At 28.9% G+C, this 14,898-nt stretch carries 13 protein-coding genes; 3 read left to right on the top strand and 10 right to left on the bottom strand.

Annotated features, from left to right (window positions below; genetic code table 11):
- Positions 1–12: 12 nt before the first annotated feature.
- From DIC82_09115 to DIC82_09090, 6 genes are all read right to left on the bottom strand, one after another.
- Positions 13–549: an NAD(P)H nitroreductase gene (locus tag DIC82_09115; protein AWK51168.1), complete on the bottom strand. Its 537-nt coding sequence runs from the start codon at positions 547–549 to the stop codon at positions 13–15.
- A 46-nt stretch (positions 550–595) separates the two neighbouring features.
- Positions 596–1,696: a hypothetical protein gene (locus DIC82_09110; protein ID AWK51167.1), complete on the bottom strand. Its 1,101-nt coding sequence runs from the start codon at positions 1,694–1,696 to the stop codon at positions 596–598.
- A 261-nt stretch (positions 1,697–1,957) separates the two neighbouring features.
- On the bottom strand, positions 1,958–3,649 hold the full coding sequence (locus DIC82_09105) for an arginine--tRNA ligase (protein AWK51166.1): 1,692 nt from the start codon (positions 3,647–3,649) through the stop codon (positions 1,958–1,960).
- A gap of 450 nt (positions 3,650–4,099) precedes the next feature.
- Entirely contained in the window at positions 4,100–4,738 is a 639-nt protein-coding gene (locus DIC82_09100) for a site-2 protease family protein (GenBank protein ID AWK51165.1), read from the bottom strand.
- Positions 4,739–4,908: 170 nt separating this feature from the next.
- Entirely contained in the window at positions 4,909–5,949 is a 1,041-nt protein-coding gene (locus tag DIC82_09095) for a dipeptidyl-peptidase IV (protein AWK51164.1), read from the bottom strand.
- A 20-nt stretch (positions 5,950–5,969) separates the two neighbouring features.
- Positions 5,970–7,013 carry an exopolysaccharide biosynthesis protein gene (locus DIC82_09090; GenBank protein AWK51163.1) on the bottom strand — a complete coding sequence of 348 codons (1,044 nt, stop codon included), beginning with the start codon at positions 7,011–7,013 and terminating at the stop codon, positions 5,970–5,972.
- 192 nt (positions 7,014–7,205) lie between these two features.
- On the opposite strand from DIC82_09090, the gene DIC82_09085 reads away from it, so the two are divergent.
- A complete protein-coding gene (locus DIC82_09085; protein ID AWK51162.1) occupies positions 7,206–8,171 on the top strand; it encodes a biotin--[acetyl-CoA-carboxylase] ligase in 966 nt (321 codons plus the stop codon).
- Positions 8,172–8,289: 118 nt separating this feature from the next.
- On the opposite strand, the gene DIC82_09080 is transcribed toward DIC82_09085, so the two are convergent.
- The gene (locus tag DIC82_09080; protein AWK51161.1) at positions 8,290–9,303 is read right to left on the bottom strand and encodes an aspartate--ammonia ligase; all 1,014 of its coding nucleotides are present in this window, start codon (positions 9,301–9,303) and stop codon (positions 8,290–8,292) included.
- Between the two features lie 117 nt (positions 9,304–9,420).
- The gene (locus tag DIC82_09075) at positions 9,421–10,374 is read right to left on the bottom strand and encodes an L-lactate dehydrogenase (GenBank protein ID AWK51160.1); all 954 of its coding nucleotides are present in this window, start codon (positions 10,372–10,374) and stop codon (positions 9,421–9,423) included.
- 322 nt (positions 10,375–10,696) lie between these two features.
- On the opposite strand from DIC82_09075, the gene DIC82_09070 reads away from it, so the two are divergent.
- Entirely contained in the window at positions 10,697–11,314 is a 618-nt protein-coding gene (locus DIC82_09070) for a 3'-5' exonuclease (protein ID AWK51159.1), read from the top strand.
- A 108-nt stretch (positions 11,315–11,422) separates the two neighbouring features.
- A complete protein-coding gene (locus DIC82_09065; GenBank protein AWK51158.1) occupies positions 11,423–11,584 on the top strand; it encodes a rubredoxin in 162 nt (53 codons plus the stop codon).
- Between the two features lie 104 nt (positions 11,585–11,688).
- Here DIC82_09065 and pflA read toward each other — a convergent pair whose 3' ends face one another.
- On the bottom strand, positions 11,689–12,396 hold the full coding sequence (pflA, locus tag DIC82_09060) for a pyruvate formate lyase-activating protein (protein AWK51157.1): 708 nt from the start codon (positions 12,394–12,396) through the stop codon (positions 11,689–11,691).
- 195 nt (positions 12,397–12,591) lie between these two features.
- Positions 12,592–14,823, bottom strand: coding sequence for a formate acetyltransferase (locus tag DIC82_09055; GenBank protein AWK51156.1), 2,232 nt, complete (start codon positions 14,821–14,823; stop codon positions 12,592–12,594).
- Positions 14,824–14,898: the final 75 nt, after the last annotated feature.

Below are 14,898 nucleotides of genomic sequence, written 5' to 3'. Positions count from 1 at the left end.
ATTTGATGTACCTTATTCTATAAAAGTAGAAATTTCATTTATATTTTTTCTTATTTTCTTTCGTATATCATTGTTTTCTGGATACCCTATTGCTATTACTAATCTAATTCTTTTTAATTTATTAATATTTAAAAGTTTTTTAAGCTTCTTTTCATTAAACCAACCTAAAATACAGGTCCCTAGATTCTGTTGTGCTGCAGATAGGCATATGTGTTCTGTAGCGATGCCAATATCAACAGACCTATAATCCTGTTGTTTCATTAATGCTCCTGCACGTGAGGTCAAATTACCGCTTTCTTCAACAACTATTATAAATGATTGACATTCACTAGTAAACTTATTCATAACCTTATCTTGCAAGCACATGGCAATCTTTGATGATAATTCTTTATTATTTGCAACAACAAAATGCCATGGTTGACTATTGCATGCAGATGGAGCTATTCTTGCAGATTCAATACATTTAATTAATTTTTCCTTTTCAACAGGCTTATCCAAATATTTTCTGCAACTCTGACGTTTATTTATTAAATCATAAAATTCTTCCATAAAACTCCTTCAATAATATATCCTATTATATTTATTTTTTGATGTCTTACTTAACACCAATTAAATATCTTGTTATTTTTATTCGCCTAAATATTTCATAAATTCCAAAAGTTATAGGAATTGAACTTCCTAAAATAATTAAAATTAATAAATATGTGGGTAATGTATAATAATTCATAATATAATATGCAATTATAACTATTATAGGTTGATGTAATATATATATTGGAAAACAAGATTTATTTAAATAATCAAGTACTTTTCCTCTACCAGTTAAATATTTCCTTCCATATCCAATAATTGCTACAATAGTAGTTATCATGGCAGCATTCCTCATTATAGATAATAAAAATTTCAAGCCACTTCTACCATTATTGTTCAATTGGTAGTATGGTAAAATTACACCTATATAAACCATGAAAAAAATCACTGTTATAATTAGACTCTTCATTTTATTCTTATCTATATATTCTAAATAATCATTATCACTATAAACAATATATCCCAATAAAAATACTATTAAAAATATTAGTATATTCTTTTCTGCAATTGCAAGTGGAGTTATATCAGCAACAAAAAATACTAACACTATAAAAAACAAAGAATATTTACTAGTTAATTTATCCTTAATCCTTAATAAAAAACTTTTCATTCCTTCTTTTTTAAAGCTTTTAATAATAAATAATCCAACTATTGAAATAATAAATAGATACAATATAAACCATAAATGTGCAGGCCCGAGTCCTCCATCATAAGGTATATCTGAAATAGTAGTCCAAAAATACTTATATTGCTGCAAATAATTCTCTACAGGTTTTCCTCTACTTACTCGTGCAAAATACCCTTGAGGAGGAACTAAAATTAACATTCCAAGTACAAATGGAATTAGAAGTTTTTTCACTCTTTCTAAAATATATGTTTTTCCATTTCTACTACCTAATGAGAATCTTGTAGATGCTCCGGCTAAAAAGAATAGTACAGGCATATGCCAAGGAATAAATACTATAAAGACTATTGTAGCTAACCAACTTTTACTATCAGACCAAATATACCATGGTTCATAATATGTAAAAATGGATGCTGTATGAAATACAAATAATAATAATATACAAATGTTTCTAATCCAATCGATTTCGTTTCTTCTCATTTCTCCTCCATATTGCTAAATATCCCTTTATCCGATAGCTAGCATCCGTAACACTCCCACTTATATGAAACTCCTCTTCCCAATGTCAGAGGAGTAAACGATTTTAAATCCTTTTTAGTTAAAACTTGCAATCATGACTTAATTATATCATATATTCATTTTTTTAATCTTATATATTTCTGAAGTATATAATTTTCTTGTGTAAAAAAACGTAAAAAAATAGAGGCTAAACTCTAAAAAGAGCTTTTCCTCTATTTCTATTTACATTTTTTCTACTACATCTATTCCAAGTAGTTCTAATCCACTTTTTATAACTTGAAGAGTTACTTTAACCAAGCTTAATCTAGTAGCTTTTAAATCTTCATCTTCTAAATTTAATACTGAATGTGCATTATAGAATTTATTAAATCCTTTTGCTACTTCAATTACATATCTAGTTAATATTGATGGTTCAAGCTTTTCTAACGCAAAAGTTATTGCATTATTAAAATTAGCTAAGCTCTTAACTAATTCAAATTCTTCTTTTGATGATAATTTACTATAATCTACAGTTCCTGTACATTCATTACCTTTATTTAATATACTATTTCCTCTAGCATATGAATATTGTACATACGGACCTGTTTCTCCATCAAATGATAAAATTTCTTTCCAATCAAAAACAATATCCTTTTCTCTTGAATTTTTAAGATAAGTGAAAATCACTGCTCCCACACCAATTTTCTTTGCAACTTCTTCTTTATTTTCAAGTTCTGGATTCTTTTCATTTATAACTTCCATAGTTTTTTCAATTGCTTCACGAATTAAATCATCAAGTAAAACAATTGAACCATTTCTAGTTGAAAGTTTTCTATCTGCAAACTTAACTAATCCAAATCCTACATGTACACAGTCTTTTGACCATTCATGTCCTGCAAGTTCTAACACCTTAAATACTTGTTTAAAATGTAGCGCTTGTGGGCTTCCAACTACATAAACACATTTATGGAAATCATAAGTTTTCTTTCTATACATAGCAGCAGCTAAATCTCTTGTTGCATATATTGATGCTCCATCACCTTTAAGTACAATACATGGTGGCATATTATAATCATCAAGCATTACAACTTGTGCCCCATTACTCTCAACAAGTAATTTTTTTTCTTTTAATTCATTAACAATTACATCCATTTTATCATTATAAAATGCTTCTCCAGCTAATGAATCAAATTTAACGCCTAAAATATTATAAACTCTTTCAAATTCCTTTAAACTTAAATCTCTAAATCTAGTCCAAAGAGCTGTAGCTTTTTCATCACCAGTTTCTAGCGCTTTAAAGTTTGCTCTTGCTTCATCTTCTAACGTAGAATCTTTTTCTGCTTCTTCATGAAATTTAACATATATTCTAAGTAATTCATCAATAGGTGCTTTTTCTAAAGCTTCTTCATCTACCCATCTGTCATAAGCTGATATTAACTTACCAAATTGAGTTCCCCAATCTCCCAAGTGATTTAGTCCTACAGTATTATATCCTTCTTTTTTAAACATCTTATATAAAGCATTTCCTATAGCTGTAGTAAATAAATGTCCAACATGGAAAGGCTTTGCTATATTTGGTGAAGAGTATTCCACGCATACAGTTTTTCCTTCTCCTATATTTGATGAACCATAGCTATCACCATCTTCTAGAATCTTCTTAATTGTATTTTCTGCAAAAACGCCTTTATCAACAAAAAAATTAACGTATGGTCCAAGATTTTCGATTCTTTCAAATCCATCAATGCACATCGAATTCTTTAATTCTTCTGCTATCATATTAGGTGATTTTCTCATAACCTTTGATAATTGAAAACATGGGAAAGCATAATCCCCCATTTCTGGTTTTGGTGGTATTTCTATTAATTTTTCTATAATTTCAATATCTAAATCCACATGTTCTTTTATTAATTCTGCAACTTTAATTTTGTAATCCATAAATATCCTCCTCTAATTCAGTTAACAGTTAACAATTAACAGTTAACAATTGTGGCTAAGCCACTATTTAATTGACAATCGTCAATTTCATTCAGTAATTTCAGACACATAAAAAACGTCTCTTATTAATAATAAAGAGACGGATTATCCGCGGTACCACTCTAATTGTATTTTGTATAAAACATATTGATTTTTTAATATGTTTAAATAAAATACCACTTAACTTTTAACGCAAAGTTTAATTGCGACCATCCCTACTCATTTCAGGTGATTTCTCCAAGGTTCTCTTCTTTTAATCTATCCATAGGGCTTTCACCACAAGGCATATACCTTATCCCTATTCGCTTAAGGAATCAATTAAAATACTCTCCTTTTCTTCGAATATTTCAATATTAATTTTATTAAATTATACAAATTGTATTAAATTTTGTCAACTTTATTCTTTTCACATTAAAATAGATTAACTACTAGAGAAGCAAGGCTTAATAATGCATTTATTATAATTCCTGCTGGTATTGAAATTATTCTTCCTCCAATAAATATGAGTCCTACCATTATTATCATTTGATATTGATAGAATTTCTCTTCAAATCTATAAAAAGTATTTGGACGTAAATCTCTTAAAAGGCTGAACCCATCCAATCCCGGTATTGGAATTAAATTAAACAAACCAATATTCACATTAATTACAATTGCAAAGCGTATCATTGAAAATAGTACTCCAGATAATGCTGATGGTAAAACTCCATATGCAAATCTCACATAAAATCCTAATATTACTGCAATTACTATAGCAACTAAAAAATTTGCCATTGGCCCTGCTAAACTTACCTTCAAATCATCTTTATGATAATTTTTATATGCTGATGGATTAGTTTGTACTGGCTTTGCCCATCCAAAACTAAAAATTAAAACTGCTATAAATCCTAGTGGATCAATATGTGCAATTGGATTCAAAGTTAATCTTCCTTGAAATCTTGGTGTTTTATCTCCTAGTTTATCTGCAACGTATGCATGTGCATATTCATGGAATGTAAAAGCAATAAGCATACCTGGAATCATTAATATCATATTAAGTATTGAATTCATATTTTCCTCCTTTTTCATTGTATATGTCTTGTATTATATCATATTTAATATATAGTAATACATATTTTTTGAAAACAAAGAGCATTCAACCTCCAAGATTGAGCGCTCTTTATTATCAGTCACATTCAAAAAATAACATGTTAGTATATTTTCTTTAATATACTTAATGATTATTTATTTTCTGATTTTAAATTTTTATAAACTAATTTTCCACTGCTATCTGTAGTAACTATAAAATCTTCTTTAATTTGAATAAGTTTTCCTTCATATTCAACTTCATTTCCATTAGTTAAGTTCTTAACACTACCTTTAAGATTATCATTAATTAGTATTTCGCTTTCATTACTAAAGTATAAATCATCACTATTTACAACTGAATCAAGAGTTATTTTCTTCCAAGTTGATGTATCTTCACTAACTTTACCGTAAACTATACTTGCTATCTTATCTCCATTAAGTTCACCAATATATACTACATCTTTTCTATCAATCCCTAAAAGCGTTAATTTTTTATTAGAATTAAATACTAATTGTTTATTAGGACTTGTAACAAAGAACTTACCATTTACTTTATCTTCATAAATCAGTCTATCTTCATGGGGTATTACTTGCATATTTCCTAAAACATTAGTTTGAAGTGAAACCCTAGTTAAAGTATCATTTATATCTATTCTATAAACTGTATTTTTTAGTCCACCTTTATAAATATCTACATAATATACACCTGTAATAGTAGATTCACTTACTTTTTTAACTTCCATGTCTTTTTGGTATGTACATATATTGCTAACAAATGTTTCAGAAGCATTCTGAGGGCTATATGTTACAAGTTGAATTTTATATTCCCCTTCACTTTTAACCTTTTTAGCTATTATAAGCCTATCTCTATCTGATAACCATTTATAGTAAAGAATTTCGCCTTCATTTTCTGTCGTTATTTGAGTGTTAGTACCCGTTTTAGTATCTTGCATATATAAATTATTATTTTCATTATAAGTTAAATATTTTCCATCATAAGATACATTTATTGCTTCAGCATCAGTTGGAATAGTTGCATTAATATCTTTTGTCTTATCCTTTTGAATTTCTATCTTTTTACTTTGAAAGTCTGATGAATGTTTAAATACAAAGTTATCTAAAACATATAATCCACCAACTTGTAATACTATAGATAATATTGCCCACGCAATTATCTTCTTAGACACTTTCATAACTTGACCTCACCTTCTGTTTACTTAACAATAATTGCTGTTGGAATAGATCTTTCACCCATACTATTTGATGGTGTATTAATAATATCTCCATCATAATACATTGTTGTTGATTTTCCACCATCTAAATTCATTGCATTAATGGCACCAAGTTTATATATAACTTCTTGTGCTTCTTTTAACGTAGCTCCAAGACTACTTGTTCCTCTACCATCGATAACTAAAAGAATTATTGCACTATCTTTTCTTTGACCTATTATGGTTCTTGGAGCTATACCCCAGCCCCCATCTCCACTCATAGCTGTCATTTTTCCGTTAATAACTAATGATGGTCCAAAACTTAAAGCCTCTTGAACTCCAAGTTCTTGAAGTTTTTCTACAGAATATTTACCGACAAGCATTACGCCTTCTTTTGTTATTCCAAGCAAATCAGCTTCACCACTTTTTCCCAAATCATTGTATTTAACTTCTCCTCCATTCATTATAAGACCTATTGGGAATCCTCCATTTCCTGTCCATAAAGCATTTGATGATTGATCTGTAAATCCACCACCATTAACAGCAGCAATAGCTTCATTATTTTCAGCAATTTGAGATGTCGTTTCACCTTCTACCTTTAACTTAGACGTATATCCAATTTTAACTCTTGTTGAATCCTTTATCACAAGGTAATAACCTTTATATTTGTCATTATCAATCTCATTTAATTCTATAGTATCATCCTTAATCTTTGGAATTTCAATTTGAGATGTATTAGTTGTTTCATCCGTAGTTTCAGTTGAATTTTGTCCCATTATTTCTGATATCTTTTCATCTGATAAAAACCACTTTGCTAAATATTGATGATTCATTGAAGTCATTGCAGCTCCAACATATGTACTTTTTGAATTTTCAAATGGTCCATATAAAAGCATAAATGGAAATGTGCATGCTGTAAAAAGAAATTCAAATATAAAAAAAGACATTAAAGTTAAAGTCGAAAATCTTTTCGCCTTTTTCTTACCTTTTTTTAATTTAGATTTTGATTTTTGATTTATATTTCTATTATTTTTATTTGTATTCATTTTATTATCCTCTCTAGAAATGCCTTAAGTTTACTTGCATTTTTAAATTATACCAAACTATATTATATATGATTTCCATGTGAAAGGCTATAGTTAATTTAATATCATACTGTCTTGTTATTTTTTGAATATGCCCGAAGCTAATAATAACTTTATTATTATGATATAATAAATTCTAGGAGGTACTTATTTATGGAAGATAAAATTTTAAATGAATTAAAAATATCTAAAGATTATATTTCTGGTGAATATTTAAGTTCAACATTAAGCGTTTCAAGAACTGCCATATGGAAACATATAAAAAACTTGAAATCAAAAGGTTATATAATAGAAGGTATATCAAATAAAGGCTATAAACTGATTTACTCCCCTGATTTATTGAATAAAAGTGAACTTTTATCCTTACTAAAAACATCTATAATCGGTAAAAATATAATTCACTTTGACGAAATAGATTCTACAAATATTAAAGCAAAGGAACTTGCACAAAAAAACATTGAAGACGGCAGTATAATAATTGCTGAAAAACAAACTCTTGGTGGGGGACGTTTCAATAGAAAATGGGTTTCTCCTAGTGGTGGACTTTGGTTTACTTTAGTCTTAAGACCAACCATTCCTCCAAATGAAGCTCCTAAGATAACTCAAATAGCAGCTGCTTCAATTTATAAAACTTTAAGAGATTTTAATATTAACACAACAATAAAATGGCCTAATGACATACTTCTAAATGATAAAAAGCTTTGTGGCATATTAGCTGAAATGAAATGTGATATGGATAGTGTACACTATTTAGTTTTAGGCATAGGTATGAATATTAATATAGATGATTTTGATGAAGATATAAAATCCATTGCAACCTCTCTAAAAATTCAATGTACTAAACAATTTGAAAGAAGCGAAATACTTGCAAGATTTTTAAATCACTTTGAAATATTATATAGTAAATTTGTAAATAATCTTGATCTTTCCGAGACAATTTCAATTTGTAGAGAGCACTCCAATATATTTGGAAAACAAGCAAAATTGATTACATATAACAATGAAGAAATTGTCACTTGTATTTCTTTATCGGACACAGGTGATCTTATTGTCAAAGACAGTACTGGAAATGAAAAATCAGTACTTACTGGTGAAATAAGTTTCAATGGAATGAACTAAGTTCAGTTAACAATGACAATTATTATATAATTTCCTTAGAAAATTGAATTATTAAATAAAAAATGTACTGTTATTTAAATTAATTATTAAATAACAGTACATTTTTATTTAAATCACTTTAAAGTAAAGTGATTCCATTTTCTTCACAAATTTTAGTATTTTTATCATCCCATACAGATGATTGAACTTCTCCAATATGTGCCTTTTTCAAAAAGTACATACATATTCTTGATTGTCCGATTCCTCCACCAATTGTATATGGAAGTTCTCCATTTAATAACATTTTGTGGAACTTAAGCTCTCTTCTATCATCAGCACCTGCAATAGTTAATTGCTTATCTAATGCTTCTTCATCAACTCTGATTCCCATAGATGATACTTCAAATGCTCTTTCTAAAAGTGGATAGTAGAATATTATATCTCCATTTAATGTCCAGTCATCATAATCCGGAGAACGTCCATCATGCTTTTCGCCTGATTTTAAAGCGCCTCCAATTTGCATTATAAATACTGCACCTTTTTCTTTAGCTATAATATCTTCTCTTTCTTTAGGAGTCTTATCTGGATATGTATCTTCTAATTCTTGTGTAGTTACAAAGAATATTTCTTCTGGTAAGAATTTTTCTTCATTTATTAATTCATTGCAAGCATACGTTTCAGTTGCTTTAAATGTATCATAAATTTTGTTTACAATATTCTTTAAAGTTTCAATACTTCTTTCACTTTTATCAATTATCTTTTCCCAATCCCATTGATCTACATATATAGAATGAAGGTTGTCTAACACTTCATCTCTTCTTATTGCATTCATATCAGTGTATAATCCATCGCCTTGCTTAAAGCCATATCTAAAAAGACTATATCTTTTCCATTTTGCTAGTGAATGTACTATTTGTACGTCTTTTTTTGCTTCTAATAAATCAAAACTAACAGGTCTTTCAATCCCATTTAAATTGTCATTTATTCCTGTGTTAGGTTCAACAAATAACGGTGCTGAAACTCTAGTTAATTTTAAATTTTCTGCTAAAGATTTTTCAAAAAAATCCTTTATTTTTTTAATATGAATTTCTGTTTCAATTAGTGAATATTTCCCCTTGTAATCTTTTGGAATAATTATACCTTGAATATCCATATGTGCCCCCTTAAATTTTATATAATAAATAAATTTTATTATATAAATATTTTTTTCATTTGTCAAATTATGCCGGAATATTTTCAACATTCATACTTAACAACTTTAAAATCATTTTTATTTCTTAATAACTTTTTTGATATAACCCTTTAATACATTAGCTGATTCTTGTAATTTTTTCAACTCTTCTTCATCATTTATTATTGGATTAACAATTCTTACAACCCCTGTACTATTAAGAATAGTTGGAACTGCTAAATAAACATCGTCAATTCCATATTCTCCTTGAATTAAGCAAGATACAGTTAAAATAGTATTTTCATCTCTTAATATAGCTTCTACTATTCTATTTACTGCTAATGCTACTGCAAAATAAGTTGCATTTTTTTTACTTATTATTTCGTAAGCAGCATTTTTAACATCGCTTTCAATTACTGCTTTTACCTCATTATCCCATTCTAAGTTAAACTTCTTTGCATATTCATCAAAGCTTTCTCCCGCTATACTTGCAGTACTCCAACTTACGACTTCACTATCACCATGTTCTCCTAAAACATATGCGTGAACATTATTGTTATTTACATTAAAGTACTTACCAATAACATATTTTAATCTTGATGTATCTAATACAGTACCTGATGCAATAACTCTTTCACTTGGAAATCCTGATAATTTATATGTTATATATGCTAATACATCACATGGATTTGATACAACTAATAAAATTGCATTTGGACTTGCTGCCGCAATTTGTGGAACAAAACTTTTAAATATATTATAATTTTTTTCAATTAGATCTAATCTAGTTTCCCCTTCTCTTTGTGCTGCTCCAGCTGTTATTATAACAATATCTGAATCCTTAGTTTCTTCAATATTACCTGCATAGATATTAACTGGTTTTACAAAAGATGTGCCATGAACCAAATCCATAACTTCTCCCATTGCCTTATCCATATTTATATCAAATAAACATATTTCTGTAGCTACACCACTATTCATTAAAGCAAATGCTGTTGTTGCTCCTACAAACCCTGCCCCTATTATAGATACTTTACGTCTTCTTTCTACCATTTTTAATTTCCTCCTTGTTTACATTACTAATTTATTATTTACAACTTGTGAATTTATTATTACTTATTAAATATTTTCCACATTATGATATAAATATATGATTTATTCCTTGCTTGTAAATATTATCAAATAATAATTATTCTCATCACTTATTATAACTCATTTGAAATTTTTCGTAAATACTATATAATTAAATTTAGAAACCTAAGGCATATAAAAAGATAATAACAAGTCAGTATGCCTAAATAGTGAATTGATGACTTTGGTATCTTTAAACCTTTATTTTTTAGATACCTTATGTACAATATGGAGGTACAATTTAATGAAATTATTATTTTTTGATACAGAGACCACCAGTATAAAACCCGGTAGCATATGTCAATTAAGTTACATAACTGTTGACGCTGGAGTAAAACCTCAAATAACTACAGGTAAAAACTTTTTCTTTGCAGTTGATGAAATGGATCCTTCTGCTCAAGAAATTCATGGTTTTTCATTAGAAAAACTTTATGAATTATCTAACGGACAATATTTTGAAGATTTAGTTCCAGAATTCATTGACGATTTCACCAATTCTGATTTCTTAATTGGACACAATGTTAATTTTGATATTAGATTTTTAAAACATGAATTATTATCCTTAGGAGAAGATTTTACTCCCAAAAATGCTTTCTGCACTATGGCTTATTACAGAGACATATGTAAAATTCCAAAAGCTAATGGAGAAATTAAAAACCCAAAATTGGCTGAAGTAATAGATTGGCTTAATATTTCAACTGATCAAATTGTTCAAACATCTGAAAAGTTATTTGAAGGTAGTGGAAATTATCACGATGCACGATTTGATACAGCGGCAACTTATTTAACTGTTATAGAGGGCTTAAAAAAGGGTCATTTCCCTAAAGGATACTTTACAAATATTTTTAATTCTAAAAAATAAAATGTTTTTATAATTAACACCTTGAAGAATGAATCATATACTATATTAATGATTCATTCATAGCCTTAATTATTTACGTTCTATTAAATTTTATACCGAGGTGGTAAAATGAAAAAGTATGTTTGTGAAGTATGTGGGTATATTTATGATCCTGAAGTTGGAGATTCTGATGATGGCATTAATCCAGGTGTAGATTTTGACGATTTACCAGATTATTGGGTCTGTCCTATATGTTCTTTTAACAAAGATAATTTTTCGATTGAAATTTAATTGCCATACATCTATATCTAGTTTAAACCTTAAAAAGACTATAAGATTTTCTCCTATAGTCTTTTTTCTTATCCATATTAAATAAATTAATGAGCCAAAGATGCTTAATTGAATATCTCTTCTTGATACTTCTTTATAAGTTCTTTATCCATAGCATTTACTCCATCTAGTGGATAGTTAATCCCTAAAACTTTATATTTATTTACGCCTAAAACATGATAAGGTAATAATTCTACCTTTTCAACATTTGGTATTGTATCTATATATTCCTTAAGTTTTTTTAGATGATCTTCTCCATCTGTTAACCCGGGTGCCACAACATGTCTTATCCACATCTTAGTATTATTCTTCTTCATTGCTTCTAAAAACTTTAAAGATTCATCGATTTCCATACCGGTAACATTTTTATACCCCTCACGAGTAAAATGTTTTACATCAAACAATACTAAATCTGTATATTTTAATATTTCATCATAATCTCCAAATCCATATCCTGATGTATCAATGCATGTATTTATTCCTTTGTTTTTACATAACTTTAGTGCTTCAAGAAGAAATTCTGGTTGCCTTAAAGGATCTCCGCCAGAAAATGTAACTCCGCCTCCACTACTTGCAAAATAAGTTTTAAATCTTTCTATTTTTTTTACCAAATCTTCCGGAGTATACTCTTCCCCTCCATTAGATGTCCAAGTATCAGGATTATGACAAAACTTGCATCTTAGTGCACATCCTTGAAGAAATACTACCACTCTTATTCCAGGACCATCTACAAGGCCCATTGATTCTATTGAATGAACTCTTCCTTTAATCATAAACATCCCCCTTTTATTGAGTTAAATGATTTGTCACTTAATTTTCTAGTTTACATTACATCTGTATTCTATCCATTAAATTCTATAGCATTCATATTATAAAAGCAGACAGAACCTTAGATTAATTAAGTAATTTTACTCTTTATCCAAGGTTCTGCCTCTATACTTTTATATAATCCTAACCCAATCTATTGATTAGATACTTTCATGGAATGTTCTGCTTATAACTTCTAATTGTTGTTCTTTTGATAATCTGCTAAAGTTAACTGCATATCCTGAAACTCTAATTGTTAGTGTTGGATATTTATCTGGATTTTCCATAGCATCAATCAATGTTTGTCTATTAAGAACATTAACATTTAAGTGATGAGCTCCTTGAACAAAATATCCATCTAAAATTGCAACTAAGTTGTTAATCTTTTGCTCTTCATTTTTTCCAAGTGCTTCTGGAACAATTGAGAATGTATTAGACACACCATCTTGGCATATTTCATTATATGGTATTTTAGCTACTGAGTTAAGTGATGCTAGCGCTCCATTAATGTCTCTACCATGCATTGGATTAGCTCCTGGTGCTAGTGGTTCGCCCTTCTTTCTACCATCTGGAGTTGTACCTGTCTTTTTACCATACATAACATTAGATGTAATTGTAAGTGCTGACAATGTATGTTTAGCATTTCTATATAATGGATGTTTTTTAAGTTCATTTGAGAACTTGGTAACCAATGCTACGCCTAAATCATCTGCTTTATCATCATCATTTCCGTATTTAGGGAATTCTCCTTCTACTTCAAAATTAATAGCTATTCCCGCTTCATTTCTAATTGGCTTAACCTTAGCAAATTTAATAGCTGATAATGAGTCTATAGCAACTGATAGTCCAGCAATACCAAATGCCATTAATCTTTCTACTGTTGTATCATGAAGTGCCATTTGACTAGCTTCATAAGCATATTTATCATGCATGCAGTGAATAATGTTCATTGTATCTACATAGATTTTAGCAACATATTCTAATACCTTATCATAATTTGCTTTAACCTTAGCATAGTCAAGAACTTCTTCATCTGTAAGCTTTGGAATGTTTGGTACTACTTTTATACCCTTTAATTCATCTATTCCACCGTTTATAGCATATAATAATGATTTTGCTACATTAGCTCTAGCTCCAAAGAATTGCATTTGCTTACCAACCTTCATAGCAGATACACAGCAAGCTATAGTATAATCATCTCCATAAAGTGGTCTCATAACTTCATCATTTTCATATTGGATAGCATCTGTCTTTATTGAGATTTCTGCACAATACTTCTTAAAGTTTTCAGGCAATTTATCTGACCATAAAACTGTAAGATTAGGTTCTGCTGATGTCCCTAAATTTATTAAAGTATGAAGATATCTATATGAATTCTTTGTTACAAGTGCTTTGCCATTGATACCCATGCCTCCAATTGATTCAGTTACCCAAGTTGGATCTCCACCAAATAATTCATTATATTCTGGAGTTCTTAAATGTCTAACTAACCTCAATTTTATTATAAGTTGGTCAACTAATTCTTGGGCTTCTTTTTCATTTATTAATCCTGCTTCTAAATCTCTTTCAATATATATATCTAAGAAAGTAGAAGTTCTTCCAAATGATGTTGCTGCTCCATTATTTTCTTTAATACCTGCTAAATATCCAAAGTATAAAGCTTGTACTGCTTCTTTAGCATTTTCAGCTGGCGCAGAAATATCAACTCCATATCCAGCAGCCATTGATTTTATAGCCGATAATGCTCTTATTTGTTCATTAACTTCTTCTCTTTTTCTTACTAATTCATCAAGCATATCACCAGTTAAATTATCAAGATCTCTTTTCTTTTCTTCTATTAAATAATCAATACCATAAAGTGCAACTCTTCTATAGTCGCCTACTATTCTGCCTCTACCATAAGCATCTGGAAGCCCAGTTAAAAGTCCTGCACTTCTTGCAGCTCTGATTTCCTTTGTATAAGCATCAAATACCCCTTCATTATGAGTCTTTCTATATTGTGGAAAATACTTTTCTATGTCCGAATTAAGTGTATATCCATATTCTTTTAATGAACTTTGAACCATTCTAAGTCCACCAAATGGATTTACAATTCTCTTAAGTGGCGCATCTGTTTGAAGTCCAACTATTACTTCGTTATCTTTATCTATATATCCTGGGGCATAATTATCAATTCCTGATACTACGTCAGTAGCTACATCAATAATCCCCTTTTTAACTTCTTCAACTATTAATTCATATGCTTTTTTCCATACCTTATCTGTCTTTTCAGTTTTATCTTCAAGGAAGTTTGAATTACCTTCATATAATTTATAATTTTTTTGTATAAAGTTTCTTACATCTATACCTTCTTGCCAAGTTCCATCTTTAAAGCCATCCCATTGTTTAAACATTTTTTATCCTCCTTTATACTTTGCAGTAAAAAATTCGTTGTTGTTTTATCAATCAATTCATACCTTTATTGTATA

The sequence above is a fragment of the Clostridium beijerinckii genome (genome assembly GCA_003129525.1).
GTDB classification, from domain to species: Bacteria; Bacillota; Clostridia; order Clostridiales; family Clostridiaceae; genus Clostridium; species Clostridium beijerinckii_D.
The sequence above is the reverse complement of the archived record's forward strand: the minus strand, read 5'-3'. Positions and strand labels throughout refer to the sequence as shown.

Excerpts from the sequence above, each read along its gene's own strand:
- DIC82_09090 (AWK51163.1), bottom strand. The coding sequence starts at position 7,013 with ATGAATACAAATAAAAATAATAGAAATATAAATCAAAAATCAAAATCT.
- pflA (AWK51157.1), bottom strand. The coding sequence starts at position 12,396 with ATGATTAAAGGAAGAGTTCATTCAATAGAATCAATGGGCCTTGTAGAT.
- DIC82_09085 (AWK51162.1), top strand. The coding sequence starts at position 7,206 with ATGGAAGATAAAATTTTAAATGAATTAAAAATATCTAAAGATTATATT.
- DIC82_09070 (AWK51159.1), top strand. The coding sequence starts at position 10,697 with ATGAAATTATTATTTTTTGATACAGAGACCACCAGTATAAAACCCGGT.
- DIC82_09110 (AWK51167.1), bottom strand. The coding sequence starts at position 1,696 with ATGAGAAGAAACGAAATCGATTGGATTAGAAACATTTGTATATTATTA.
- DIC82_09105 (AWK51166.1), bottom strand. The coding sequence starts at position 3,649 with ATGGATTACAAAATTAAAGTTGCAGAATTAATAAAAGAACATGTGGAT.
- DIC82_09080 (AWK51161.1), bottom strand. The coding sequence starts at position 9,303 with ATGGATATTCAAGGTATAATTATTCCAAAAGATTACAAGGGGAAATAT.
- DIC82_09115 (AWK51168.1), bottom strand. The coding sequence starts at position 549 with ATGGAAGAATTTTATGATTTAATAAATAAACGTCAGAGTTGCAGAAAA.
- DIC82_09055 (AWK51156.1), bottom strand. The coding sequence starts at position 14,823 with ATGTTTAAACAATGGGATGGCTTTAAAGATGGAACTTGGCAAGAAGGT.
- DIC82_09100 (AWK51165.1), bottom strand. The coding sequence starts at position 4,738 with ATGAATTCAATACTTAATATGATATTAATGATTCCAGGTATGCTTATT.
- DIC82_09095 (AWK51164.1), bottom strand. The coding sequence starts at position 5,949 with ATGAAAGTGTCTAAGAAGATAATTGCGTGGGCAATATTATCTATAGTA.
- DIC82_09075 (AWK51160.1), bottom strand. The coding sequence starts at position 10,374 with ATGGTAGAAAGAAGACGTAAAGTATCTATAATAGGGGCAGGGTTTGTA.
- DIC82_09065 (AWK51158.1), top strand. The coding sequence starts at position 11,423 with ATGAAAAAGTATGTTTGTGAAGTATGTGGGTATATTTATGATCCTGAA.